The sequence below is a fragment of the Paenibacillus sp. FSL R10-2778 genome (assembly GCF_038593035.1).
Lineage (GTDB): Bacteria > Bacillota > Bacilli > Paenibacillales > Paenibacillaceae > Paenibacillus_AQ > Paenibacillus_AQ odorifer.
This window is the reverse complement of sequence record NZ_CP151956.1, coordinates 2,089,381-2,115,114: the sequence shown is the minus strand read 5'-3', so window position 1 is coordinate 2,115,114 and position 25,734 is coordinate 2,089,381. Positions and strand designations below refer to the sequence as shown.

General features: G+C 47.6%; 19 protein-coding genes. 9 read left to right on the top strand and 10 right to left on the bottom strand.

Annotation, left to right across the window (positions count from 1 at the left end; all coding sequences use genetic code 11):
- Positions 1 to 71: 71 nt before the first annotated feature.
- The 4 genes from NST40_RS09040 to NST40_RS09025 all read right to left on the bottom strand — a co-directional run bounded on the left by NST40_RS09040 (position 72) and on the right by NST40_RS09025 (position 5,316).
- Positions 72 to 1,688: a response regulator gene (locus NST40_RS09040; RefSeq protein ID WP_256717495.1), complete on the bottom strand. Its 1,617-nt coding sequence runs from the start codon at positions 1,686 to 1,688 to the stop codon at positions 72 to 74.
- A gap of 7 nt (positions 1,689 to 1,695) precedes the next feature.
- Positions 1,696 to 3,465 (bottom strand): sensor histidine kinase, encoded by a 1,770-nt coding sequence (locus NST40_RS09035; protein WP_076276424.1) that lies wholly within the window; start codon positions 3,463 to 3,465, stop codon positions 1,696 to 1,698.
- Between the two features lie 45 nt (positions 3,466 to 3,510).
- On the bottom strand, positions 3,511 to 4,332 hold the full coding sequence (locus NST40_RS09030) for a carbohydrate ABC transporter permease (RefSeq protein ID WP_254847647.1): 822 nt from the start codon (positions 4,330 to 4,332) through the stop codon (positions 3,511 to 3,513).
- 87 nt (positions 4,333 to 4,419) lie between these two features.
- Entirely contained in the window at positions 4,420 to 5,316 is an 897-nt protein-coding gene (locus NST40_RS09025; protein ID WP_076219913.1) for a sugar ABC transporter permease, read from the bottom strand.
- A gap of 236 nt (positions 5,317 to 5,552) precedes the next feature.
- Between NST40_RS09025 and NST40_RS09020 the strand changes: the two genes are divergently transcribed.
- Together NST40_RS09020 and NST40_RS09015 are read left to right on the top strand one after the other, a co-directional pair.
- Positions 5,553 to 8,093, top strand: coding sequence for a heparinase II/III family protein (locus NST40_RS09020; RefSeq protein WP_076276425.1), 2,541 nt, complete (start codon positions 5,553 to 5,555; stop codon positions 8,091 to 8,093).
- A 26-nt stretch (positions 8,094 to 8,119) separates the two neighbouring features.
- A complete protein-coding gene (locus NST40_RS09015; protein WP_076276426.1) occupies positions 8,120 to 8,440 on the top strand; it encodes a cupin domain-containing protein in 321 nt (106 codons plus the stop codon).
- A 67-nt stretch (positions 8,441 to 8,507) separates the two neighbouring features.
- Here NST40_RS09015 and NST40_RS09010 read toward each other — a convergent pair whose 3' ends face one another.
- From NST40_RS09010 to NST40_RS09000, 3 genes are read right to left on the bottom strand one after another with little or no spacing between them, the layout of a single operon-like run.
- Positions 8,508 to 9,635: a glycoside hydrolase family 88 protein gene (locus NST40_RS09010; protein ID WP_076219910.1), complete on the bottom strand. Its 1,128-nt coding sequence runs from the start codon at positions 9,633 to 9,635 to the stop codon at positions 8,508 to 8,510.
- 47 nt (positions 9,636 to 9,682) lie between these two features.
- On the bottom strand, positions 9,683 to 10,744 hold the full coding sequence (locus NST40_RS09005) for an alpha/beta hydrolase family protein (protein ID WP_256718967.1): 1,062 nt from the start codon (positions 10,742 to 10,744) through the stop codon (positions 9,683 to 9,685).
- Positions 10,719 to 11,609 (bottom strand): pectinesterase family protein, encoded by an 891-nt coding sequence (locus NST40_RS09000; RefSeq protein ID WP_076276427.1) that lies wholly within the window; start codon positions 11,607 to 11,609, stop codon positions 10,719 to 10,721. Before NST40_RS09000 ends, NST40_RS09005 begins: the two co-directional genes overlap by 26 nt.
- Positions 11,610 to 11,682: 73 nt before the next feature.
- On the opposite strand from NST40_RS09000, the gene NST40_RS08995 reads away from it, so the two are divergent.
- The gene (locus tag NST40_RS08995; RefSeq protein ID WP_076179655.1) at positions 11,683 to 12,564 is read left to right on the top strand and encodes an AraC family transcriptional regulator; all 882 of its coding nucleotides are present in this window, start codon (positions 11,683 to 11,685) and stop codon (positions 12,562 to 12,564) included.
- A gap of 7 nt (positions 12,565 to 12,571) precedes the next feature.
- Here NST40_RS08995 and NST40_RS08990 read toward each other — a convergent pair whose 3' ends face one another.
- Both NST40_RS08990 and NST40_RS08985 read right to left on the bottom strand, forming a co-directional pair.
- Positions 12,572 to 14,026: a glycoside hydrolase family 28 protein gene (locus NST40_RS08990; protein WP_076276428.1), complete on the bottom strand. Its 1,455-nt coding sequence runs from the start codon at positions 14,024 to 14,026 to the stop codon at positions 12,572 to 12,574.
- 19 nt (positions 14,027 to 14,045) lie between these two features.
- The gene (locus NST40_RS08985; RefSeq protein WP_076276429.1) at positions 14,046 to 15,611 is read right to left on the bottom strand and encodes a glycoside hydrolase family 43 protein; all 1,566 of its coding nucleotides are present in this window, start codon (positions 15,609 to 15,611) and stop codon (positions 14,046 to 14,048) included.
- Between the two features lie 202 nt (positions 15,612 to 15,813).
- Between NST40_RS08985 and NST40_RS08980 the strand changes: the two genes are divergently transcribed.
- The 5 genes from NST40_RS08980 (at position 15,814) to NST40_RS08960 (ending at position 22,872) form a co-directional block, all read left to right on the top strand.
- Entirely contained in the window at positions 15,814 to 18,057 is a 2,244-nt protein-coding gene (locus NST40_RS08980) for a helix-turn-helix domain-containing protein (protein WP_076276430.1), read from the top strand.
- A 321-nt stretch (positions 18,058 to 18,378) separates the two neighbouring features.
- Positions 18,379 to 19,359 (top strand): ABC transporter permease subunit, encoded by a 981-nt coding sequence (locus NST40_RS08975; protein ID WP_081383729.1) that lies wholly within the window; start codon positions 18,379 to 18,381, stop codon positions 19,357 to 19,359.
- A gap of 12 nt (positions 19,360 to 19,371) precedes the next feature.
- On the top strand, positions 19,372 to 20,256 hold the full coding sequence (locus NST40_RS08970; RefSeq protein ID WP_038569639.1) for a carbohydrate ABC transporter permease: 885 nt from the start codon (positions 19,372 to 19,374) through the stop codon (positions 20,254 to 20,256).
- Between the two features lie 141 nt (positions 20,257 to 20,397).
- Complete coding sequence (locus NST40_RS08965) at positions 20,398 to 21,930, top strand: DUF3502 domain-containing protein (RefSeq protein ID WP_076276431.1); 1,533 nt, start codon at positions 20,398 to 20,400, stop codon at positions 21,928 to 21,930.
- A gap of 390 nt (positions 21,931 to 22,320) precedes the next feature.
- Positions 22,321 to 22,872, top strand: coding sequence for a glutathione peroxidase (locus NST40_RS08960; protein ID WP_076276432.1), 552 nt, complete (start codon positions 22,321 to 22,323; stop codon positions 22,870 to 22,872).
- Between the two features lie 697 nt (positions 22,873 to 23,569).
- On the opposite strand, the gene NST40_RS08955 is transcribed toward NST40_RS08960, so the two are convergent.
- A complete protein-coding gene (locus NST40_RS08955; RefSeq protein ID WP_076276445.1) occupies positions 23,570 to 24,295 on the bottom strand; it encodes an HAD hydrolase-like protein in 726 nt (241 codons plus the stop codon).
- Positions 24,296 to 24,488: 193 nt separating this feature from the next.
- On the opposite strand from NST40_RS08955, the gene NST40_RS08950 reads away from it, so the two are divergent.
- The gene (locus tag NST40_RS08950) at positions 24,489 to 25,652 is read left to right on the top strand and encodes an ABC transporter permease (protein ID WP_076276434.1); all 1,164 of its coding nucleotides are present in this window, start codon (positions 24,489 to 24,491) and stop codon (positions 25,650 to 25,652) included.
- The last annotated feature ends 82 nt before the right edge of the window (positions 25,653 to 25,734 follow it).

Below are 25,734 nucleotides of genomic sequence, written 5' to 3'. Positions count from 1 at the left end.
TGAAATCGCATTCATTTCTTAAGAAAATTATAATTCCACTGCCCTTTTATCAGTGAAGGAGAAAACAACTGTCAATGGGAGACGAAATCACTGTTTCCCTCCACTTTGGGCAAGGTATATTTTGCACGAAAGTCAGTCGGCGTCATTCCGGTGTATTTTTTGAACTGCTCTGTAAAATAGGGTCGATCCTCATAGCCCAAAGAGATGGCAATATCCTGAACCTGTATGCCTTCCAGCACCAGCTCCTTGGCTTTGTCCATTCGTCTCCCGATAATATATTGGGCGAGTGTCATCCCCGTCTCCTTTTTAAAAAGATTGGAGAAGTAGCTAGGACTAAGATGCACCTCCCGTGCACAGTCCGCGACGGATAGATTTCGCTGCAGATTTCCATTGATATGAGTGATGGCCCGATCCACAAGCATACGCGCGTCACTGCATTGGCGTTGTTGCAAATACGTACAGCCCAAACGGCAAAATTCCCGAATCTGGCGGCTAAGATCTTCAAAAGAGACTGCACTGCTCATGTCTGCAAGCTTATTTTCCAGAGTTTTAACTTCCGAATCCGTTGCTTTTTCCGAAAAAATCCGATGGATAGAATGAGCCAGTTCAAGACATAACGTCTTAACGATGGACGGGTTAGGCGTTGCCGGTGCAGTAATCCAATCATGCCAAATATGATCCAGCTGCTCCTCTGCTTTGGACAAATTCGCCGAACGCAGACAATAAAGCAATTCTTTCTCCTTGTCATATGAGTATCTGGGTAGCACGGCATTCACGACTGCATCTTCAACATAGGTGTACACGCTGTTCCCACCATTTAGAAAGGTGTTCGCAAGTGCAGACAGCGCCTGCGCATAGGAAGCAGAAAGCTGCCCTACCTCCTCCACCTCTCCACCCAGTCCAATGGATACCGTCTGGTACGTATACCGATGTACATTTTCCCGGCATTTCTCTGCAAGTTGCTCCATATTCGGCTCCGCCAGAGGGTTCATCACAATAACGAACTGATTCACATTTTCCCGGAACACAATGCCCCGAGTGTATTCGGATATTGTATTTTCCAAAATATTCTGTACGGCAAAGCGGATTAATTCCACCTCGGAAACCGTAAGTTCTGATGTACGTTCCACAAAAAAATCCACTTCCGCTACCATCACGCAAAAGTTATGGTTATTCATCTCGATATTGTAAAAATCCCACTGCTGGCTCAAGTGCTGCTGCCTAGTTCCGTAACGGATGAGCAGACGCATATATTCCTGACGCAAATAAGGTAAGCTCTCGCGCAGCTTTTGTTCCATGCCCATCATCTGCTCAGCTTGACTGCGTTCCCGCTCCAACACTTCTTTGGCCTTCAACACGGATTCAAGCACTTGAACCTTGGTATACGGTTTTACAATCAGATCAAAGGCACCCAGCTTAACTGCTTCCTGGGCATAGGTGAAATCAGAATAACCCGTCAAAAAAATCAGTTTGATGCCTGGCTGCTCGGCTTGGATGCTCCGCATCATCTCTAAACCATCCTTAAAAGGCATTCGGATATCCGTCAATACGATGTCAGGACGATGCTTGCGGATCTGCTCCAGACCTTCTTCCCCGTCTGCCGCGGTGGCCGCGATCACAATCCCATGTTCCTCCCAAGGAATCCGCTGCGACAATCCGCGGACCACTGCAGGAATATCATCAACAATACATATTTTAATTGAATGGGCGCTCAGGATTTATTCCCCCTTCCACAGGAATGGATAGAACAGCTTCGGTTTCAACACGCGGACTGCTTCGAAAGACCAATCCGGCTTCTTTGCCGTAGTACAGCTGCAGTCGGCTACATATATTAGACAGAGCATAACCTCCACTGCCGTTCGGCTCCTTCAGCCAGGCATTGAGTTTCTCCGCATTCATGCCGGTTCCGTTATCGGTAACCCGGATGAGCAGTGTGTTTTTGGCTACTTCTACAGAGATCCGGATCACTCCCCCTCCCCTTAATTCCTTAAGGCCGTGCAGGATTGAGTTCTCCACCAAGGGCTGAATAATAATTTTCAATACAGGAAGCTCCAGCAGTTCCACTCCGGCATCAATTGTATAGTCAAACAACCCTTCGTAACATTGCTGCTGAAGGTTTAGATACTGGCGGACATGTTCCAGTTCCTTGCCTAAGGTCGTAATTTCCTGCCCGTTGTTCAGTCCCAGCTGAAACAGTGCAGACAGCGAAATGACCATCTGTTTCACATCTTCATATTCATCCATCTCACATTTCCAGAAAATCGTGTTTAATGTGTTATATAAAAAATGAGGCTCGATCTGCGCCTGAAGCGCCTTGATCTCCGCTTTTCTCTTTTCTTTTTCTGTATCCTTGACTTCAACAATCAACTCACCAATCCGGTCTAACATCTGGTTAAATTTGCGTCCCGCCTCCCCAATCTCATCCTGGAAAGGACTCTGGAAGCGTGCACTGAGATCCTCTTGCTCAACACGAGACATCGTCCGTTGCAGTTTCAGCAGCGGTCCCAGTAGCAAAGCGGACAGATACCTTGCAAGGAAAAGCGCGATGACGATACATGCCGCCATGATCATCAACACCAGCCATTGAATACTCCGAACAGGTTGCAGCAGTTCCTTTTTGGACAGGTAGCTGACCAACACCCAGTCTTTTGCGTACCCTGAACTGGCATAGCTGAGCAGCATTGGCCCATCCCCAGCAGAATATTCAAAATTACCCCGGTCCGCTTCCCTCAGTTTGTCCAAAAACACAGAGTCCCGAGACCATTCCGGACGTCTCCCGTCTCCGAAGACGCTTGTTCCCTCTTTATTGATCAGTAAAAAACGCGCGGAGCCAAGACTCCCGCCTCCACTTACAGTATCTTCAAGAATGTCCTCTTTTACATTAACAATCAAAAATAGATCAGGGACATAATTGTCTGTAAGCGGCTGCAAGACTAGGGAAATAACATGGTGTTTCCCGGCAAATAGCTCGTCCCGATGACTCTCTACCCAATTGGATTCAGGTTTCTCCTTAATCCGTTGGTACAGCGAAGATTCTAGAAATGGGGTCAAGGTTCTGCGCTGATTGCTGGTAGAGTAGAAATCCCCGTCCGGCGTACTGATCAAGATAGATTCAATGGAGTTTTCCGTCAACTCTACCTGCGTGAAGGGCGCTTGCAGCATAGAAAAATTGGCAAAAAAACGTTCCATATTATGAGCTTTAATATCCCGGATGGTCTGCTGATAAGCTTCGCTCAACATCATCGTGGAGGAAGCCACAATGATTTGCTTTAACTTCTGGTCCAGGACATTGATTGACTGAGTCAGCACATTTTGATTTAACTCGACAGAGTTACGCTCCATCGCCCGAGAAGCGATGGAGTAAGCCAATAAACCGGTGACAGAAATACAGAATACCGTCAGTGCGGTAAAAGATAGCCATATTCTTTTCTTCAAAGAGGTACGATAAACCCAGGCCTTCAGCATGTATTCACATCCTTCTTGAATAGCTGTCCGAAGCCCGCCCCGAATTTAGCCCTTTACAGAGCCAGCTGTCATCTGCATGAACGATTTATTAGCGAAAATATAGACAACAATCATTGGCAACATGGACAGACATGCACCCGCGAGCATCAATTGAGGTTGCGCCGCATCGCCGATACCATATTTTAGCCCCGCCAATCCTACGGTGAGTGTCTGTAATTTTGGCTGTGTCATGGTAAAAACCAGCGGCAGAATATATTCGTTCCATGCTCCGCGGAAGGTCCAGAGCGCCGTGACTCCAAGGGCGGGCGTCAGAAGCGGTAAGATAACTCGAAAGTATACGCTATAGAAATTACAGCCGTCAATAAAAGCAGCCTCATCCAGATCCTTCGGAATCGCTCGTACAAAACCAATCAACATAAAAAATGCCGTGGCATGCGCACTAATCAGAATAATAATGACACCCCATAACGATTTCTGTAGATTAAGCGCTACCATAAGGTCAAATTGCGGCCGAAGCACCACAGCACCGATCGAGATAAACAGCGTGCAGGACTGAATTACAACATATATACGTTTCCCGTAAAAATCGACTCTCGCTACCGCATATGCGGCCATCGTTCCAATGAATAGAGTGCCTAAGGTGGTAAAGATACTGATAAACACACTGTTCCATGTAAAGCGGGCAAAGTTAGCCGAATTCCAAGCCTGCGCGTAGTTTCCAATCTGCCATGACTTAGGCAGCAAGGTGGTTCCTGTCGTCAACTCCAGATTGGTCTTAAGGGATCCAAAAAAAGCCAGAATAATCGGAAACAACGCAAAAGCCGCCACTATAAGTAGAAAAATCCACAGCAAGGTCCGGGACAGCACCGCTCGGGTCTTGAAGGACCGGACAGGCTGGACCGAAGTGTTCTTCGTCTCCGCATGTAATGTACTCACTGTTCATTCTCCTCTCTTTTAATAGATATCATTTAGCTTTTTAGATACATAAAAGTAGACTAAGGTAATCAGACCTACAATAACTGCTGTGGCAAAACCAACCGCACTACCGTAGCCAAATTGCTGAATGCTTGTACCTCCACTGGATACAGGGAAGAACAGCTTATACAGGTACAGGTACATAACTTCCGTCTTGCCATAAGGACCGCCTTCGGTAAGCACCATAATACTCTCGTAGCCTTTTAGGGAGGCGGTAATAGCGAGCATAATGATCATTTGCAATACAGGTCCGAGCATGGGAACGGTGATGTTCCACATTTTTCTGAAAGGTCCAGCTCCATCTATAGATGCCGCCTCATAGAGATCCTCAGGAATGTTCTGTAAACCAGCGATAAAGAGCAGCATATAGTTACCGATAGCCCCCCATATCGCAATCATAATAGCGGTTAGTAAGGCATATTTCGGCCCTAACCAATCTATCGGAGCGGAAATAATTCCAGAGCCGACCAATAGCTGGTTAACCATCCCGTTGTATGAATTAAAGATAACGTAGAATACGATGGCCATAACCGAAGCACTGATTACGGTCGGCATAAAGTAAACCGCTCTTAGCAGCTGCCGCCCTTTCAAAGCACGATTGAGGACAACCGCCAGTAAAAATGATAATGGCAAGGTGATGAGCAGCTTGCCTCCTGCGTAGATAAAGGTGTTGACCACTGACTTCCAGAATTCCTTATCCCTTAATAAGCGCTCGAAATTCTCCAGTCCGATAAACAGGGGTTCGCCGAAACCCTGGTAATCATAGAACATGTACTTCAGAGCCCAAAAGATCGGATATACTCCAAAAACCAGCGTCAGAATCAAACTGGGAGCAACGAAGGTCCAGGCGTTAATTTGACGTTTTGATAAATTCATTTATTGTTCCTCCTGTCCATTGGACTAAGCTTATGTCCTTAATGATAATTCTATCCGTTCGTAACGGTTAGGGAGAAAGCGACTGCGCTTGGGGGAGAATTTCACTTTTTCAGTTGCTTTGTCCCCTTTCCTTCATTTGTTTATCTATCCCGTCCTTCGTAAAGCCACGTTTATACTAATTAAGAGAAAGCTCACCCACGAACCATGACTACTTTACAAGGAGGTTAGAACTACCGATGATTTCAGCATATGGTGGCGGTACACGCCCCTTCGGATGTTATACCGAAGGAGAGCTGGAGGGCATACGCCTTAGAATCGAACAGCTTCCCAAGGTCCGGCAAGAGTACGAAAGACAACAACAGCTGTCTGAACAATTTGCCAGCCGAGAAGCTGCTGCGCCCCTCCATAAACTCGGGGTGTTCCGGGTAGAACCCTTTGTTTTTAAAACCCCTCCCAGAACGGCCTTCCTCAAGCTTTCTGTACAGATTCGGGGAAAGGGCACGGCGCGCATCGGGGGCTTGCGTCTGACTCATTCGCAGCTTGGCTTGCCGGTTGAACTAGCGAATGGCGGTCTAGAATCTGGGATGCTGGGGTGGAGTCAAGACCGAGAAAACGGAAGCACAGTATATCTAGAGAAATTGGCCAGCTGGCAGCAGGGTCTCCAGCCATCTGGTGTAACCCCATCTGTCGCTAGTCTGGCAGACGATTTGCAATGTATCTGCATCAGTAATGAGGAAGTGATAGGATTGACAATCCTTCATTATGGAGAGACCATACCTGTATACGAAGGTGATCATTACAGCGTGCAGACGGTGCTCAGTCTGGAAGCTCCTCTAGGCGAAGGAATCTGCATCGGGGTCCATTTTCTAAATGCTGCGGGGCAGCCATTGGGAACTGAGCTGCTCTCCCCGCTTTTTAATCGGCCGACACTTACCAATTGGGCCTTCCTGCTGGAGGCTACGGGAGCGGACGCCAATATGTATATGACCACGGGTGAAAGTAAATTTGCGGTTCGAGCCAAGCAAAAGCTCCAGTACATGCTTGCCGATATGCGGGTAGGCATGGATATTTTCCGTAGAGACGGCTGGCATGACGATGATACTTACGGCGCGGTGCATATCGGGAGGGGGCTCGCTGCTGCTTCGGTAATCTACGATCAGATTGCTGGCAGCAGTGTATTCCTCACTGGAGAAGAAACCGAACTTCTCGCTCATTTCCGCTATATCGCAGACATGATGATGGATACCCACTACTACCGGTTTGATCTGGAGACCTTCCCAGATGAAAAGGGAGGAAAACGCAGTAATTGGAATGCCGACCGGGCAACCGGACTGGGTGTATATGCCCTCCTCTTTCCCAATGAAAAACAAAGTGAGGCATATCTTGATCATGCCCTCTCAGTCATCAACTGGCAGCTGGCAGAAGTGGTGGATTCAGACGGCGCGTGGCCAGAAAATATTCGCTACCATGGCGCAGTATTGCATCGCTATTTTCTCTTCTTCGTCCTATTAAAGCGTTTGAAGGGCAATGATTATTTCAAGCATGAAAAGGTAAAGGGCATGTACCGTTTCCTAATCGGCACAGTGACTGCACCAGATATTATTCAAGGCGGCTCTTCTGGCTCCCCCATACTGCTTACACCAGCGGTCGGCGATGCCAATGTGCAGGAAAAATGGTTTCGCCTGCTCGGATATGCGGCCCCATTCTATATGGACGAAGACCCCCAGCTTGCCGGGGAAATGCTCTGGACGTGGAAGCACGGCGGAGAACCGATTGAGGATAATGGCGCATTTCCTCTGCCTCTGGTCGCGCTGTTATATCCACAGCCCGACTTAGCAGAACAAAGGCCTGCACTCGACTCCGTACATTATCCCGATATCGGTTATGTCATCTTCCGCAACGGAGAACAGAACCTTCAGCATTATGCAATCTACGAGGCTTCTCCGCTGACTTATCACGCTCATCATGATGAAGGGCACTTCTCCATCTGGGCAGATGGTGTTCCAGTAACCCTTGATTCTGGAACGGGCGGTTACTATAACGGAGATCGGCATTGGTATGTGTCCAGCGCAGCTCATAATGTTGTTCAATTTACCGATTCATTCGGAAATTTTGCCAATGGGCCACTGCAAAGCACATGCAAGGAAGTGCGCTTTTCAGAAGAGTTAGATCATGCCAGCAGTCTTATTCCAGAGGCTAACGCCAGGGAATATGAGCGGAATTTCTTGTTTATTAAAGCAGGCTTTAACGTCTACTTGATATGGGATCGAATCGAGGGAGCATCGAACAGCGTCTGGAATCTGCATACACTCAGTACTGATGCAAGTATAATGGAGCAATCCATTGATGCAGCTTGCCTAAACGGCAAGCACCTAAGCGCTTATATCGCCGAACCAGAACTTCCAGTGATTACAATGGGAGAAGGCGCTGTAGCCGGGAATTATCCGCTGGCAGAGCAGCAACATTTTCGTGTTTATGGTGGTACAAGCGATTACGTCATTCTGCTTCATCCCCGGACAGAAGATGCTTCTTCACTACAGCTTGAACAGCTTGATTATGAAGAGGCTGTCGAAGGAGTACGCTTGTACAGGATATCCCGTACGGATGGAAAATGGTTTATCGCCGCCATCAACGGCACCAAGGAGGAACACCTTGTTACTGTTCCGGGTCCCGGACCGCTTAGGCTGCTCGGAGAATCTGAGTCAACATCCGGGCAACCTGAAGCAACCCAATTAAGAATTGAGGCAGGCAGAATTCACATCGCCATGCCCCGATAACTATATACAAGGAGGAAGATTAGAACATGAGCAATCTTGGAGTATGGGAACCAGCAGAACCGGGAGTTAAACGCTGTATCTTGAACGCTGCAGCCAGTCTGATGATGATGGAGGTTCATTTCGAAAAGGGAGCCGAGGGCTATGAGCATAGCCATCCTCACGAGCAGATGAGCTACTGTCTGCGTGGAAGCTTTGAATTTCGTATTGACGGCGAGAAGCATACGGTAACCGCGGGGCAAAGTATTGCCATACCGCCAGATGCAAAGCACGGTGTAACCGCATTGGAAGCAGACTCTGCGCTGCTCGATGTCTTCACACCTATCCGCGAGGATCTGCTGAAACGCTAATAAATATATATCTGGCAGCAAAAAAAGGCCCAATCATTCCATTTCAGAGGGAATGATTGGGCTTCTGTTATTTTTCAGCTTGGTACCGTTCCACCTCAAGTGATGCTAATAACAATGGAGCGACGCCCATAGGCACATCCGACAATACGTCCTCAGAGATATAGTAATCGTATGAGCCATTACGGTCTTTGCTCAGACCCGCTCCATGACAGATCTGGTGCAAGTGCACACCTTGTTCATCCTCTTCAGTCAAATGCGTCAAAATGCCTTCATACCCTTGCAACATCGCCTCTATAAAAGAGGATTCCAGATAACCTAATCTTAGTCCCTTAGCCATCGCATAAACAAACATGCACGAGCCGGAAGCTTCAAGATAATTGCCTTTTCTCCCCGCTTGATCTAACACCTGGTACCAAAGGCCAGTCTCCTTGTCTTGAACCTCCAGAAGCGCGCCGCACATCCGCTGGAAAATGCCAATGATCGTCCCCCGCTGCGGATGAGTGAGCGGAAAATGCTCCAGGCAATCAACCACAGCCATCGCATACCAGCCCATCGCCCGGCTCCAAAAATGAGAGGACAATCCGGTAGACGAGTCAGCCCATTCCTGCTCTTTGGATTCATCCCAGCCATGATAGAGCAGGCCGGTCCGTGGATCGCGGGTCCGCCGCTCAACCAGCAGCAGCTGATGCGCCGCTTCGTCAATCAGTTCAGGTCGTTGAAAAACCTTGCCGTATTCCGCTAGGAATGGCGATGCCATGTACAGCCCGTCCAGCCACATCTGGAAAGGGTATACCTTCTTATGCCAGAATCCCCCTTCGGAGGTGCGGGGATGTCCAATAAGCTGTGCGGCCAGCAAATGGGCTGCTTCAGCATACCGTTCTTCTCCGGTTTTCTGGTATAGCAAGAACAGGTTTTTCCCCTCGTTAATCTGGTCCAGATTGTATTCTTCCAGCCTGTAGGTACGGATGGAACCATCCGCTCCAATAAATGTGTCCATATGCCGCTCCATAAAGGAGACATACTCAGGCTGGTCGAGCTGAACACCCGCCCGGGCCATTGCCATCAGCAGCATGCCCGGAACATAAGCCCATCTTTCCAGCACATATTCATGCTCTCCCTGCTTGTTGCACCCTCCAAGAATCGTATTCGCAATTTTACTGGACAAGCGAACGGTTGTTGCTTCAGTTATAGACATCCTTATTCCTCCTTCGTTTGTCATCCATATGAAGTCTAATCTTATGCTCAGTTGAGCTGCTTGCGCAGCCAGGCAAAGGCTGGTTCACCATGAATCTCATGACCTCCGGTGAAGAAGTCCGCTTCTACCTGTCCGATATGATTCGCCGACCTGTAAATCGTCTGCAACTGGGTTAAAGCTAATTTTGTTCCGCGCGGGCCAAACAGATGATCGGCATCTCCCGATTCGAGGAACAGACCACGAGGGGCAATGAGGCCCAGTAGGTCAGGCATCTCCGCTTCCAGCAAAATCCCTGGAATATAATTATCAAGGCAATGATTGCGTGTCAGAATACTGTCTGCGAAAGTATTGGCATACCCGCTTACGACCGCACAAGCGATTCGTTCGTCAAGTGCAGCTGTGAAGCCAGCCACCAGTCCCCCGCCGGAAATACCCATAATTCCAATTCGTTCGCTCTCAACCTCTTTTCTTGTCTGCAAATAATCCAGTGCCCGCATGGTTTCGTAGATACGGTAGCCGGCCATCGTCTTCCCAACCATCAACAATGCGGATGACAGGCGGAAGCAGGAATTACGTCCAGGCTCCCCGCTTGTTAGGTCTTCTTCCAGTCGCCTGTCGCCAAAGCCGAGCAGCTCCGGGGCTGCCACTACAAAGCCCTGTTTTACCAGTGAAACAGCGAAGTCTTTGTGCAGCCCGGGATCTCCCTGCCGATCCGATCCGTCCGGGTTCAAGCCTACGATCTCCCGGCTTCCATAGCCATGTCCATGAATGGCAAGAACGGCAGAGGCAGGGGTAGAGAACGGCTGATCCGGGATCAAAAGATACAGCGGCATGCGCAACCCTTCATAGGTAGTTATCTCTATACGTTCACGGGTATACCCGGTGCAGACTGTACGTTCCAGCAGAACCGGTTGCAGCTCCTCAGCTATTTCTGGAAAGCCACCTAATCGCTCTGTAAATGCTGTGGTAAGCTCCTCACGCCATTGCTGAAAGGGATCTTTGCTGAAAGCCGATTTGCACTGAGCTGAACCAGCTAGTTTTTTCATGTATTGTTCCAGAGGCTCCATCCGAAGTGCTCCTTCCTTAATATCCTTCAGGATGCCAGCCATCAAGCACGGACAGCACCCTATACTCCGCAGTTTCCTGTGGAATCAGCTGCCGCGACCATGCAGCTCTGGCTTCGGGATTGGCTCCCGGTCCACTGCTGCCATATTCTTCATAGCGGCTAGTTTCCTCCCTGTCCGGTTGCCCCCAATTATGCCAGCCTTCGCCGATAATCGAACTGTCTATGACCGTGCGGATAAAAGCCACATGTGCATAAGGGCGCCAAGGTCGGCCAAGATACACTTCACTTACACCTTGACCGCCAGTAATTTCACAATCGAGGAATACATAACCAAACGGTGCGCCTTCAGGCGTTGATGCGGCTGTTATATATCCTCTGGAACGTTTGTTATGCAGCCGGCAACGTTCAAACAAAGCCGTAGCCGCGCCAAAAATATAATCCACATCGCCTTCAATGTAACATTCGTTATAATATTGCTTTCCTTGCCCTGTATACAAAGTATCCTGATCACCCAGCAGGCGTACACGCCGGAATACAGCATGACCAGCATCAACAAAAGCAGCCACCGCCTGACCAGTGCCGGGACCTGATGCATTTCGAATGGTCAGATTTTCAGCGGTGAAATGCTCAGCGAATACATTCAGGGTACCGGATTTGAACGTGCCAATCGGCTCTCCGTCCGGACCTAAAGTGTGCGCGTTGTCTGACCACGTAATGATGGTGGAATTCGTGTCTTCCCCCAGTAGCAGAACCGGAGGCGTTCCCTGTTTCACTGTAATTTTTTCCTCGTAAATGCCGGGTTTGATCCGAATCGTCACTTCTTCCTTGTGTTCCTGTGGAATTGAATCCAACGCTGCCTGTAGACTACTGAATCCTTCGTCGATACTCTTAGAGACTGTAATTAACATCTGCGGCTCCTTTCCTATCAACCTGAGTTTATTCTATAATAACCGTAACGCTTCGTAAGAGAAGAGGAGAATTATGACTAGCCTGACTAGCCCCAATCACAAATATCATATTGAAGAAGACCGCTACAGCATCCAGCATATGAAACGTAAAGGCATCACTGCTATGCCACGTCCCCACAGCCATGACTTAGCCGAGCTGTACTATCTGATACAAGGGGAGCGGGTATACTTTGTGGACGACCGAGTCATTACGGTTCATAAGGGTGAGCTTATTCTTATCTCCGGCCGGGAGCTTCATTCCACAGCAAGCTCGGAAGTAGCCGAATTCGAGCGGATTCTGATCAACTATGATCCTGCTCTTCTACCGCCATCCCTGCAGAATGAAGCCATCTGGTTTCATGACCGCGGGTACCGCTTGTTCAAGCTGACCCTGCGCGAGCAGGACGAAGCGGAAATTCTAATGAACCGGATGCTGGAAGAATGCCGGTTGCAGCGCCCGTATTACGAAACCAGCGTAATCGCTTTATTCTCCGAGCTGATGATTCTCCTCCAGCGTTCAGAGAGTATCTCACAAGCTGGAGGGACGAAACATCCGCTCCATCATCTAGTAACGGATGTAGCCACCTATATCCGTGATCACTACCGTGAGGCCCTTACTCTGGAAGAGACTGCGAGTAATTTTTACATTAGTCCTTCATACTTGAGCCGTGTATTTCACCGATTGACGGGTTTTCACTTTCGGGAATACATCGTTCATGTCCGCGTAAGGGAAGCCGAACGGCTGCTTGTCGGATCTACAGGCAAAATCCAGGAGATCGCCTCCGCTGTCGGATTTGAACATCTTTCCCATTTCAATAAAACATTCAAAAAATCAACCGGTTTGACCCCGCTCCAATACCGAAAAGAAGCAAGGTCACACCCACGGAAGTTCAAGACGGATTTCCATCATCCATAGAATTTTTTTATCTATCTGTAATCGTCAAATCTTCGGAATGAGTGAGCGTGACGTGGCTGCATCTATGCGCTGTTATCTTCGGCATTTCCGAAGTCTGCAACCGGATACGATCCAGCGTGAGCCCCGTGGCATGCCGCAGCACAATTCCCCGATCACTCACTGCGTGGAATTTTTCGATGGTTAGATCAGCAAGCGGCATCTCCGGCAGCCCGTTAACCAGTAGAGCGGTTGCCGCACCATGGCACACAATATTCTTCAGGGTAATCTTCCGAAATTGCGGAGTTTCCTCTGTAACCGAAAATAACTGCTCGTCATACCCTTCCGATCCTTCAACCCCTGCATAGAACATATGAAAGGATACAGCTTCATGGATGATGCCAGTCATGTTGATATTCTCCATTACAATATCCTCCACCACACCGCCTCTTCCCCGGGTGCTTTTGAACCGCAGGCCAATGTCCGTGCCGATGAACAGGCAGTCGCTAACTCGAACTGCATGGACACCTCCGGACATCTCGCTGCCGATCACAACGCCTCCATGTCCGTGATATACCGTGCAATTCCGGATGGTAATATACTGACAGGGCATTCCCCACTTACGGCCTTCCTCATCCTTGCCTGACTTGAGACAGATGGCGTCATCACCCACATCAAAGCTGCTGTGCTCAACTAGAGCATGCGTGCAGGATTCCAAATCAAGGCCATCCCCATTCTGCGAATACCAAGGATTACGTACCTGAACATTTCGTACGGTAATCTGCTCGCAGCCAATGGGATGAAGACACCAAGCAGGTGAATTCTGGAAGGTCGGCCCTTCCAGCAGCACCCGCCGGCAATTGCGCAGGCTAAGCAACGTCGGACGAAGATACGTACGAGCAGGCAGATAAGCCTCCATACTAGTTTCTCCCTTATCCCACAGCTTCCGGCAGAAGTCCTCTCCTTCCATGGCTTCCCGGGAAGGCCACCATACTTCGCCCTGCGGATCAAGCACTCCTCCAGATTCGATCAAACGCTCCCATTGCTTCTCGGTCATCTTAAACCGCTTCACTGGGCGCCAGCCTTCGCCACTGCCGTCAAATATCCCCTCACCGGTTATTGCCACATCGCTTAAACCTTCTCCATCGAGCGGAGCCTGACAGCGCCAGCCGGCATTCCCCTCATAATGGGAAGAAAGTAACGGATACAAGGTATGATTAGGGTCAAACTGCACCAACGCTCCCTTGTCTACATACAGATTAATTCGACTATGCAAAGTAAGGGGTCCTGTGCGCCAGATGCCAGCTGGAATAACAACCTTTCCGCCGCCCGCCGCAGCGCAGGCATCCAGTGCAGCCTGAATAGCAGAGGTACATAGCATTAATCCCCCCTCTTCTGCCCCATAATCCGTGATTGCAAAAGTCCGTTCGGGAATCTGGGGAAGCTCGGGAATCGGATACGTGTTAGTTACAAGATTGCTGCTCATTGAATTTCACCTCCTCCTATTACTCAAGTCCTTCATAGCTAAACCAGTCGAAATCGGCATAGCTTTCGCTCTTTGCACCTTGAGAGCTTGCGTACATCCCGAGGTATGCTCCTGTGAATCCTCCGGCCAGATCGGTGCTGAGCACTCTGCCATCCGTCCGTTCGCAGAAGGCTGTCCACTTGGCGGCTTCAGAAGCTCTGTAATAGAAGCTATACTCTTGTCCCCTGGCTTCCACCTTAAGCTGTACCTGATCCTGTGGATAGGGCACTGACGCCAGCAGCTGCTCGCTGCCACCCATCCGATGAATCAGCTGTAATACACGTTCGCCTGCCTCTAGCCCCAGTTCATAACGGAAGTGGTGATCCGCATTTTGGAGGAGAACAAGACCAGCTACTTCCCCTTCTGCAGCGGGACTAAACGTCATGTCCGTCGCCGCTCTGAAGTTCAAATGCTGCTGGCGTCTACCGATATAAGATGGATTGGCAATCTCCGAGAGCCGTTCTGGCTTCAGGCGAAGCCGCAGAACTCCAGGCTTGTCGGTAAGACTCCAGAATTCACCCCGCGGTGTCCGCAAGAAATTCCAGATCGGTTCCAGCTCATTACCTATAAACTCATCGCGCGCAGGCAATTCCGGCCATTTTGTCTCTGGCAAATCCGGAGCCTCCGTCTCAAATTCCAGCACCCCTTTACCGGGATTGACCACAGGCCATTCATTCTCCCAGATTACCGGTGTCAGGAAGGTTTCACGTCCCAGATTGCGGTAATAACCACCACTGGTTCGTGAAGCCAAGCAGAACATCCACCAGTCACCATGCTGAGTCTCTACCAGCTCTCCATGACCCACATTAACAATAGGATACGCTCTGCCAAGATGGCGATGCGTTAGAATCGGATTGGCTTTATGGCCTTCATAAGGACCTGTCACACTCTTGCTTCTGGCAATCGTAATCGCATGAGTATGCCCGGTTCCACCTTCGGCAATCAGCACGTAATACCAAGCGCCGATCTTATAAATATGCGGTCCCTCTTGCGCATGAGCTACCTTGAGTGCGCCTTGCCAAATACTATGCTTCGGACCGATTAGCTTCCCTTGGCTGAGATCAATCTCCTGCAGCCAGATATCCATATGCTTCGGATAATCCTGCCCTTCCGGCGGAACACGGTTGCCGGTATAATACACCTTGCCGTCTTCATCGAAGAACAAAGAGGAATCAATGCCGGGTGCATCCTCCAGCCATACAGGATCAGACCAGTCTCCGGCCGGATCGGTTGTTGTTACATAGAAATTATGCTGGTTCTTGTCATTGTCAATAAAAGTGGTAATCATATAGAAAACTCCCTCATGATAGCGGAGCGTCGGTGCCCAAATGCCCATGGAGGGAATCGAGTGATCCAGATTGAGCTGGGACGGGCGGTCCAGTACATGGCCAAGCTGGCGCCAATTGACCAGATCCTTGCTGTGGAAGATAGGAACGCCTGGGAAAAATTCAAAGCTTGAAGTCACAAGATAATAATCTTCACCAACACGGATAGCGGAAGGGTCAGGATAAAATCCCGGCAGCACTGGATTGCGGAATGTTCTCATTAAAAGTAATCCTCCTCAAAACAATTCAAATGTAAGCACCACCAATTATAGTTCGTATAAGTTTAACTTTCTTGTATTTTCTATGTTCTATTTCTTCATTTTTATACTTTCATGCTATATTGCCCATATTTCACTCCTTGTCAGCTAATAGCCTTTCCCTCTAGAATGGGTGTAATAGGATTTACCTGAAGGGGTGAGCAGCTTGGGAAAAAGAAAGAAATTGTACTCCCGCTTTTTTATGAGCCTAACCGCGATTTCAGTTTGCTGTATTCTAGTACTGGCTGTAGTGATCTTTTATTGGTACCGGAATATTACGATAGATAATGTCAACAAGGCGAACCAAAATGTACTGGTGAATACTGAAACCGTTTTTACAAACTATGAAGAGATCGTCCAGAACTACGCTATGGACTTCTATAGGAATCCAAACATCAACGCGCTCATGATGAATGGCGATACCAGCTGGAGCGACCAGTTGTACAGTGCCTTAAGCCAAATCCGCGGAGCATTGGTTGTGAACCAATATATGGAGAACGCCTACATCATGGGAGTGGATGAGCCTGTTGCCATGTTCGAAAACCTTCCACTAAGCCCTGAATCCAAGCTGGAGCTATTCTCGAGAATGCGGGATAACATCATTGTTGAATCACCGTTTCTGTGGGAGGCAACCTTGAATACCGGTACCCCCATTACCCTGCTCACCGTGTTTTATAATGACCGGGCGTTTGTGAATAGCGAATATAATGGTGCGGTAGCACTGACCGTCAATTTGGGAAAGCTGCAGAATAATCTGTTTACGCAAAAAGAAGGCGAAGCCACCCGTTACGCTGTGCTTGACGGAAAAGCATCTGTGCTCATGCACAGTGCATTATCTGACATCCCTCTGGAAGAGGGCATGTTAAAGCAGGTGGTGTCCTCCACCTCAGAAAGAGGCTCTTTTGTCTATAAGGGAGGTGAAGAGCCACAGCTGATTACCTATGTATATTCTGCAGCGGACAAGCTGTGGTTTGTGTCGGAAACTTCCTACAAGGATAGCATCCGTGATATCTCCAATGCCCGTAATCTGATGACTGGCCTTTGCTTGGCCTTGATTGCCGCCGCATCTATAACCGCCAACCTGATCTCGCGGCGGATGTATAAGCCAATCGGCCGGTTGTTCGGCAATATCGCTCATCTATCTGGCAATGAAGAAGCGCTGAAAACCGGTGGCGATTTCGATACCGTAAGCCAGGAGCTCGAACAGATTGGCGTTAAGCTGGAGCAGCTAAAAAAAGAAAGCGATGATAGCGCCTTGATGCGGTGGCTGCTTTCCCCGCAGAGAACACCGGAGAACAGCGGGACACCCCTGATGAGCATAGCCGCTGCTGGGGGAGCATATTGTGTATGCGTGCTGACCGCTCTGGAGCCCGAACAACCTGAAGACTCCGACTTCCAGCATACTTTTGAGGAAAACATACAACAGATTGAACATGCCTTCTGTGAACTTGCAGCCATTCAATCCTTCCGCCCGCATCAGGGCACTGCTGTACTTATTCTGAGCGAGCTTCACAGCGGCAGCTTCGGCGATTACGCTTTGTACCGCGGCAAATGGGAAGAAACCGCCGCTCAGCTACAGCTTTCCGGAGCCTGCTGCGCCTTCGGAATCAGCGGGCTGACGGATGATTTAAACCTACTGAGGGCTAAATACAATGAGGCTGCGGACTGTCTGCAATATATTAAATTTCATGTGCAGCAGAACATCATCTTTGCCGATGATACGATCCACCTGAACAGCAGCCCAATGCCCGACAGTGCCCTTGAACCGGTACTGCAAGCCGTTAAGCAGACGGAACTCTCGAACCATATTCCGCAGGCAGTGGAGAGATTGCTGGCAGTAGCCTGCAGTTACCGCGTCGAGCCTGCCACCATCGCTTTATCGAGACTGGTCTTTGAGCTCAGCCGCACGGCTGAGCTTAATGCAGACGTCCAGCATTCCGGCTTTCTAGATAATTACCAGCATATCTGGCAGATCCAAAGCTATGACAAGCTATGGAATTGGATTGTAGACAGCTGTTATACCGCCCACGAGCGCATTGCCAGCATGAGCGCTGTACAGACCAAGAGCTTTGCTGGTGAAGCCATTTGTTATATCAGAGATCATTATGATGACTCCAGGCTCTCCCTTAATGCCCTTGCTGACAAGCTATCGCTAAGTCCCGCTTATCTCAGTAGACTTATTGCCGACGAAGTAAACTGCAGCTTTCCCGATTTCGTTAACCTGCTGCGTCTGGAGCAGGCGCAGATGTTATTAGTCACTGAGCTTGGCTTGGATATCCGGGAAATTGCCGAGAAAGTGGGCTACAACAGCAGCACCTATTTTACAACCCAGTTCAAAAAGCGTTATGGGGTTACACCTTCTAAATGGAGAATGAATCATATTTTGCAGAAACAGAATCTTCCTGATTGACCCGCTAAAAGTAAGGAACAAAGGGGATGTCCCGGCAGCATTTTCATAGCCGGAGACATCCCCTTTTTGACTTTCAATGAATAGCCCTCGCGCCGGCCTATACTATGAAATCCCTCTTTAAATCAGGCTTTTGAGCACCCTAAAAACAAAAAAGTTCTGTCTTTTTCGTTTTTTTAAGCTGCCCTTTTCCGCTTTTTTTAACTTTTTTCCGTTTATTATGATAGCGTTTACATTCCGGGTGGATTTATGATTTTCATGTAAAGCGTTCTCCTAAAACAAGGGACGGAAATGACAACGCTAGTATAAAGGAGTGGACTGTTAATGATGCAAGAGGCTACATCGGAGACACAAGGAATGCCAAGTCCGGGAATCAGGACGGCCAAAGCCAAGAGCTTCCGTAAATCCCTAAGGAAGGACAGCTCGCTTTATTTGCTCGCTCTTCCGGGAATCATCATTCTAATTCTTTTTGCTTATCTGCCGATGAGTGGTCTGATTCTCGTCTTTAAAAATTACAACTTCAACGACGGAATCTTCGGCAGCCCGTGGGCCGGCTTCTCTAATTTCGAGTTTTTCTTCTCTAGTATGGAAGATTCTCTTAGGGCTACACGCAACACGGTGATGTTAAATGCGCTGTATATGCTAACCGGCACGTTTTTTTCAGTGGCCATCGCCATTATTCTAAATGAGCTGCGCAGCAAATGGTTTATCAAAATCACGCAGAGCGTCATGTTTTTCCCGTATTTTATTTCCTGGATTATTATCGGAGCCATTCTGTTCTCCCTGCTGGATTACGACAAAGGCATTATGAACCAGTTGCTCCAGACATTCGGCTTCTCCCAGGTTGACTGGTATTCCAGCCCTTGGCTGTTCGTAATCATTCTCGTGCTAGCGAATATCTGGAAAAGCGCTGGTTACGGCGCCATCATCTATTATGCGGTGCTGCAAGGCATCGACACTTCCTATTATGAAGCTGCAAGAATCGATGGTGCCTCCAGATGGCAGATTATCACCAAAATTACGGTGCCAATGCTGATTCCGTCGATCATTCTGATGACGCTGCTGGGCATCGGGGGCATGCTGAAAGGCGACCTCAGTATGATTATGGGGGTAACGTTCCTGAATCCGTTGCTTCTGCCGACTACCGACATTATCGATGTGTATGTATACCGCACAGCCATCCGTTCCGGAGAATTCGGCTTTGCTTCTGCCATCACGCTCTATCAATCCGTCTTTGGTTTCATTCTGGTGCTGGTGGCCAACAAATTAGCCGGCTGGTATGACAAAGACAGCAAACTATTTTAGGAGACTGATAAGATGCAAACTACCGAAAACAAAGGCCTGCTCATTTTCTTTTACATCTGTATTGCCGTATTTTCCGTAATCTGTCTAGCGCCGTTTATTCTGGCAGTATCCGGCTCCTTATCTACCGAATCCAGAATCGCCGCGGAAGGCTATTCGTTCTGGCCCAGAGGCTTTACCTTTGAAACCTATGAATTCCTGTTTGGCTCGAAGGCACAGCAGATTCTGCGGGCGTATTCCATGTCGGTGATCGTTACGGTGCTGGGTACCGTATCGGCCGTATTGGTGACCACCGCTTACGCTTATGTCATTTCCGTTAAAAGCTTCCGGCTCAAAAATTTCTTCGCCTTCTTCGCCTATTTTACAATGCTGTTCAGCGGAGGAACGCTGCCATGGTATCTGCTTAGCACCAAATATTATCATTTGGGCGATACGCTCATCGGCCTGTTCATCCCTTATGTGCTAAGCGTCTTTCTGATGTTTCTCATGGCTAACTATTTCCGCAGCATCCCGCATGAAATCGTGGAATCTGCGCAAATCGATGGTGCCGGACATCTGCGGATCTTCTTCAGCATTATGATTCCGCTGGGCCGCGTCGGACTGGTAACCATTTCGCTCTTTTACGCACTGCAATTCTGGAACGACTTCTATTTGCCACTAATGCTGGTATCCGATCAGGATCTCTATACGATCCAATATTTGATGTACAACATGATGGCGAACATTCAGTTCCTGGCTTCCGGCAATGCTGCTCAAGTTGGTGGAGCTATCATCGCACCGCCACTGGAGACAGCCAAAATGGCAATGACCTGTCTGACCGTTTTGCCAATCGCCATATTATATCCTTTTCTCCAGCGCTTTTTTGTCAAAGGCATTATCGTAGGTTCAGTAAAAGGCTAATTTCCAGCAAAGATGCCATATTATGTTCGGTTGCACCGGGTTTATGCTCCCCTACTTCTTGATGTACAATGGGACTTAAGGGAGCACGGCCTTTGCAATAGATGCCTCAAACATTATGATTCTATTTCAGGAGGGTTCATCATGAAAAAGAAAAAAGGTTGGTTAAGTTTGCTCCTCGCTGCGGTGTTCTTGGTAAGCGGCTGTGCTCAGGGCAACAATGAAAGCGCTCCCCATAGTTCTGGAACTGGAAATGAAGGTACCTCTTCCTCTACGGATAGCGGTAGTAAAGACGGCAGCGCCTTGGCTCCTGCCAAATTGAAAATTGTGCTGTACGGGGATGAGTCCAACCGGATGAAGGAACTAGCGAAGACATCGTTCTACGACACTATTAAGAAAGAAATCAATGCTGAGGTTGAATTTCAGTTTCTTCCTTGGACCGAATATGGCGGCGGTAAAACTGATTTAATGCTGTCTACGGGAGAAGACTTCGCAACTTATACAGATGCCAATTACATGGTAAAATCTGTGGCAAAGGGGCTTTATGCCGACCTCACTCCGTATGCCGATGCAGCCGCTGAGTTGAGTAAAAATGTGGACGAGGCCTCCTTCAAAGCCTTTCAGCTGGAAGGCAAGCAGTATGCGATCCCCGTCGGCAACAAACCGAATTCTGCGGAATTCTACAGTGCGCTAGTTAGACAGGATTTGCTTGAAGAAGCCGGCATGACACAGGTCACTTCACTGGGAGAACTAGAGCAGTTCTATGATAAGGTCCATGCCATTCATCCCGAACTGATCGGGTACGCTAACACCGATGCACGCAGACTCCTACAATATGATTACACGGACAAAAACCTCTATTGGCAAAATGATTTTATTGCCCTGGATGAGTCTGTGAAGGATGATCAAATTATTAGCTGGTTTGAAACCGAAGAGTTCAAGAGTTATGCGAACCTTATGCACGGCTGGTATGAAAAAGGAATCATTCCAAAATATGCCGCCACCAATGTCCCACAGCTGCAGTCTGACTGGAACTCCGGAAAAGCGATGTTCTGGGCCGGCACAGCAGCACGCCCATTCGAAGGTGCGGCAACCATCTCACAAGCAGTGCCTGATGCCAAACTGGTCAACTATTTCCTCGGCAGCGGCCGTCCAAAAATCAGCCGCGGCACTTACAGCACCGCCTTTTTTGTCTCCACCGCAGCTAAAGACCCTGAACGTTATATTATGTTCTTCAATCTGCTGCAAAAAAACCAGGAGCTGTACGACTTGTTCGCCTACGGGATAGAAGGAACAGACTATACGCTGGATGAAAACGGGCGTTTGACCAAAATAACTACTGATTCGCTGATCCCCGACTGGCTGCTGATGAACAAAAACTTCATGCGTTTCGACAACACGGTACCGGATGAGTTTATTGCAGAATATAAAGCTTGGGACGATGGAGCCATCATTTCCAAAGGTGCCGGCTTCAACTTTGACAATACACCCGTCAAGAATGAAGAAACGAAGCTGAACGGCGTATTCACTGAATACCTCGCTCCGATCGGAAGCGGCTTCAGTGATTATGACACCGCCTTCCCCAAAGCGCTAGACAGACTAAAAGCAGCGGGAATAGACAAATATATCGCTGAATACCAAAAACAATTTTCCGAATGGTACGCCAAGCAGCAGTAAGTACCGCCGCGGCAATTATCATACAGGTCAAGAAGCGTGTCTCCATTAAGGAGCACGCTTCTTTTAGTCTTCGAACGCCGTGGTGAAAGCGGTATAATGGCCAACCTTGAATCAATACGACGGCGAGCAGGATAATTCAATCAAAATGATTACGTTTGGGGAATTTTCGTTGCTGATACTCTTAGAATTATTTTCAAAGTAACCTGAAGGATAAGAGGGAAACTGCTCATTGGTTAAAAGCGCAAAAATAAAAATTCAAGCGGCTTTTTATAGTGGAGACATACTCATTATAGGTTAATACTATAAATATTATTCCTATTATATACTAGACCAATAAACGCCTATAGCGCTATTATGTGATTTATAATAATTACGTGGAGGGATGATCTGATGTCTATTTATGATTTTCAAGCAAAGTCAATTCATGGTGAGCCTGTTGAATTGTCCATTTATCATGGAAAAGTTCTGCTTATTTTGAACACTGCCAGTAGGTGCAGCTATTCTCGCCAATTACCTGATCTTCAAAAACTTTACGAAATTCACCATGAGCAAGGGTTTGAAATACTTGGTTTTCCTTGTAACCAATTCAACGAGAAGGAGCCAGAAAGCAACTCGGAAGTACATGAATATTGTGAGAGCAACTTTGGAGTTAAGTTTCCGTTATTTGAGAAAGTTGAGGTTAGGGGTCCCTCTGCCCATCCTTTATTTCAATATCTAACACAGCAAGCACCATTTCAAGGATTCGATACTGAGACATCAGGCGGTAAGTGGATGCAGGATTTTCTGCAGGAAAAGTATCCGGACATATATGCCGGCAATGGGATGAAGTGGAATTTCTCGAAGTTTTTAATCGATAGAAACGGTCATGTATACGGTAGATACGAAACAACGACTGAACCCTTTGACATAGAGCCATTTATTGAATCACTTCTTTTAAATTAAATGAATCCGATTGGTAATTTAACCAACAGAGAACGATAGTTTAACATGAAGGGTTTACATATTAGGCATGCAAAACATTTAGAACCCTTTATGTTATTTAAATTTCATTTCTTACTTTGATTAATTAATATTAAGTCAGAATAAATTGTATTAATAAGATAAGATAAATTGCCTGTCCTCCCCCCATATGATTAGTTAAGCCAACCTGTAAGGAAAAAAAAGAGCATTGTGGTACCCACACAGATAAGGAGCAATAGCTCCAATTTTTTTTCAAATAGATGTTTTATAAACCATAGATAACTTACAATGCACAACAAAAGAACAGCACTATAAAAAAACAAGGAATCATAATGAGTTACAAATAGGCTCCCTCCACCAATAGAAAAGACTATACCTATAACTAAAAACCACATCCCCACTCCAATCGCAGCACTTAAAGCAATAAAAAAGAAACTCATTACCATATTTATGCTCCCTTGGCTCGCTTCTCGGCTTCCAGATTTTCCTTCTCCATTTTTTATCGGATTACTCCCTTTATTTATGTATATATCTTTGCTGCCTGACGACGATACCGATTTCTTTCAACTGAAGCACCATCTTTTTGACTTCAATAAAAAGACAACCTTCTTCAAGAAGGTTGTCTTTTATGTGATCAAGTGCTTGCTTGTAAGCTAAGCAAACTCCCCATCGTAAGTTCTTATTCACTAATCGTTGCGTTGTCGTATAAGTCAACCAATTCGTCGAAGGAGGTAATAATGACATCAGAGCCCTTCAGCTCATCCTGACGGCCGAAGCCTGCATAGGCGCAGCCGATTACGGTCTGGCCATTTCCTTTACCTGCCTGAACATCTGAAGAACGATCCCCAACCATCCAGGCACTGCTGATACCATGATTATCCAAAAGAATGCGTAGCAGCTCGGTCTTAGTCGCAGTGCCTTGACCTCCCGCACTATACAATCCTTCGAACAACTCCTTAAGCTCATGCACCACAACGATGCTGTGAATGTAATCCTCCAGCCCGTTGCTAGCCACAAACAGCTTCACTCCACGCTCTTTAAGCGCTGTCAGTGTCTCAACCACCTGTGGATACAGTAGCGTGCCTCCGGCTTCAAGCCCTTCAATCTCCAGCTGCAGGAGCAATTCATCCGCCCGGCGGTGCACGGCTTCATCTGCTTCAGGCATAACATTCTTCCAAATGTCTGCCAGCAACATCCCTAAGCAGCCTAGAATACGTTCTTCTGGTGGTGTAGGTCCTACGTATAGTCCCTCTTCCCGCAAAATATCGAACATTTTATGATATGCAGGCAATAAAAGACTTTCAGTCTGGAACAATGTTCCATCCATATCAAATACAATCGCTTCTGGCTTGTTCAGTTTCGCATGAACCGCGTTTTGTTCCGTTCCTTGTACTTCGTTACTCATCTGTTGTTCCTCCCCATTCTGTTCAGCTTCAGGTAAGACATTCATCTGTGCGATATTTCCAGTACAAGCCCTATGATATATGAAATCGCTTTGTAATGTCCATGCTCTTAACTTTTTCTGTTGCAGTTTATATTTCGTTATGCTATATTTCAATCTGTAATATTATAGTTTGAAATATAAAGGAGAAATAACCATGTCAAATCCATTAATCATGCGCTTCCTCAAGCAGCCTGCTACCATCATTGGAATTATAACTGCACTGTTGTTCCAAGTTTTTTTCAGCTTAATTTGGATTACAGGGTACGATCATGTAACGGATCGGGTAGATCAGTTGCCCATTGCTATTGTTAATGAGGATGGTACAAATGGCCAGCCTATAGTCGATGGGATTGCAGGATCACTTCAGTTCGTAACCAGACAGGATCTCCAACTAGAAAATGCAAAAGAAGCACTTGAGCATAGAGAAATCCGCATGATTATCAATATTCCCCAAGGGTTCACTGGACAGATCAGTAATCCATCTGCAAAGACTGAACTCCACTACTTCTTAAATGAATCTAATCCGCAGATGGTCAGCAATGTGATGCAGTCGGTAGCACTTAAAGTCACGGCAGCAATAAACACTCAAAGCAGTAATTCAGCACTAAGCCACACCTTGGAAGCTATGAATCTGCCGCAAGCACAAGCGGAGATCATCAAAAGTGCTGCAAGCAGCCGCATTTCCGCCAACGTCGAAATCATTAACCCTACAACTAATTTTGCACAAACTATGGTTCCCTTAATGATCGTTACCGCCTCATTTACCGGTGCTATGTTACTCGCGATGAATCTCCATAAAGCTTCCTCCAACTTGTCTGGACAATTTAGTAAATGGAATCGCTTTGCAGCCCGATTTGTCATTATGGGTGGAACGGCCGTGCTTATCTCACTAGTGGGAACTATCATGGTTAACTCACTCGGTATCCACTCTAATCGTGGCTTTCTGCTTATGTGGCTGTTCGAGTTCACGGTAATTCTCTCCTGTATGATCCTTGCTCAGTTTAGTCTGCTGCTCCTCGGGGATGCTGGCGGCTGGCTAAATATTGCCCTTCTCTCCATGCAAATGTTAGCGTCCGGAGCAACTATTCCACGCGATGTGCTTTCACCTTTTTATAACTGGATCGGTCCCTTTTCGCCCGCTTACTATGCAGTTAATGGTATGCTCGACCTGGTTATCGGGGGTAACGGGGTATGGAAGGATATGTTCTATTTACTCTGTATTGGGGCAACAATTGCTGTATTAAGCGTACTTGTCACTTTCCTCCGTAAAGAAACTCGGATCTCACGAGAACAAGAGCCCGTGCCAGTAAACGCGTAATTATACAGTTTGCCACTCCGGCTATGCCATTTCAAATTGAGAGCGATATGCAGTTGTGATATGGTAGGAAGTGAAAGAAAGG

What these genes read in the sequence shown, in the direction of transcription:
- NST40_RS08990 (WP_076276428.1), bottom strand. Translation starts at nt 14,026, where the DNA reads ATGAGCAGCAATCTTGTAACTAACACGTATCCGATTCCCGAGCTTCCC.
- NST40_RS08995 (WP_076179655.1), top strand. Translation starts at nt 11,683, where the DNA reads ATGACTAGCCTGACTAGCCCCAATCACAAATATCATATTGAAGAAGAC.
- NST40_RS08950 (WP_076276434.1), top strand. Translation starts at nt 24,489, where the DNA reads ATGTCAAATCCATTAATCATGCGCTTCCTCAAGCAGCCTGCTACCATC.
- NST40_RS08970 (WP_038569639.1), top strand. Translation starts at nt 19,372, where the DNA reads ATGCAAACTACCGAAAACAAAGGCCTGCTCATTTTCTTTTACATCTGT.
- NST40_RS09000 (WP_076276427.1), bottom strand. Translation starts at nt 11,609, where the DNA reads ATGTTAATTACAGTCTCTAAGAGTATCGACGAAGGATTCAGTAGTCTA.
- NST40_RS08955 (WP_076276445.1), bottom strand. Translation starts at nt 24,295, where the DNA reads ATGAGTAACGAAGTACAAGGAACGGAACAAAACGCGGTTCATGCGAAA.
- NST40_RS09035 (WP_076276424.1), bottom strand. Translation starts at nt 3,465, where the DNA reads ATGCTGAAGGCCTGGGTTTATCGTACCTCTTTGAAGAAAAGAATATGG.
- NST40_RS09005 (WP_256718967.1), bottom strand. Translation starts at nt 10,744, where the DNA reads ATGGCTGGCATCCTGAAGGATATTAAGGAAGGAGCACTTCGGATGGAG.
- NST40_RS09025 (WP_076219913.1), bottom strand. Translation starts at nt 5,316, where the DNA reads ATGAATTTATCAAAACGTCAAATTAACGCCTGGACCTTCGTTGCTCCC.
- NST40_RS09015 (WP_076276426.1), top strand. Translation starts at nt 8,120, where the DNA reads ATGAGCAATCTTGGAGTATGGGAACCAGCAGAACCGGGAGTTAAACGC.
- NST40_RS08965 (WP_076276431.1), top strand. Translation starts at nt 20,398, where the DNA reads ATGAAAAAGAAAAAAGGTTGGTTAAGTTTGCTCCTCGCTGCGGTGTTC.
- NST40_RS08960 (WP_076276432.1), top strand. Translation starts at nt 22,321, where the DNA reads ATGTCTATTTATGATTTTCAAGCAAAGTCAATTCATGGTGAGCCTGTT.
- NST40_RS08975 (WP_081383729.1), top strand. Translation starts at nt 18,379, where the DNA reads ATGATGCAAGAGGCTACATCGGAGACACAAGGAATGCCAAGTCCGGGA.
- NST40_RS09010 (WP_076219910.1), bottom strand. Translation starts at nt 9,635, where the DNA reads ATGTCTATAACTGAAGCAACAACCGTTCGCTTGTCCAGTAAAATTGCG.
- NST40_RS08985 (WP_076276429.1), bottom strand. Translation starts at nt 15,611, where the DNA reads ATGAGAACATTCCGCAATCCAGTGCTGCCGGGATTTTATCCTGACCCT.
- NST40_RS09020 (WP_076276425.1), top strand. Translation starts at nt 5,553, where the DNA reads ATGATTTCAGCATATGGTGGCGGTACACGCCCCTTCGGATGTTATACC.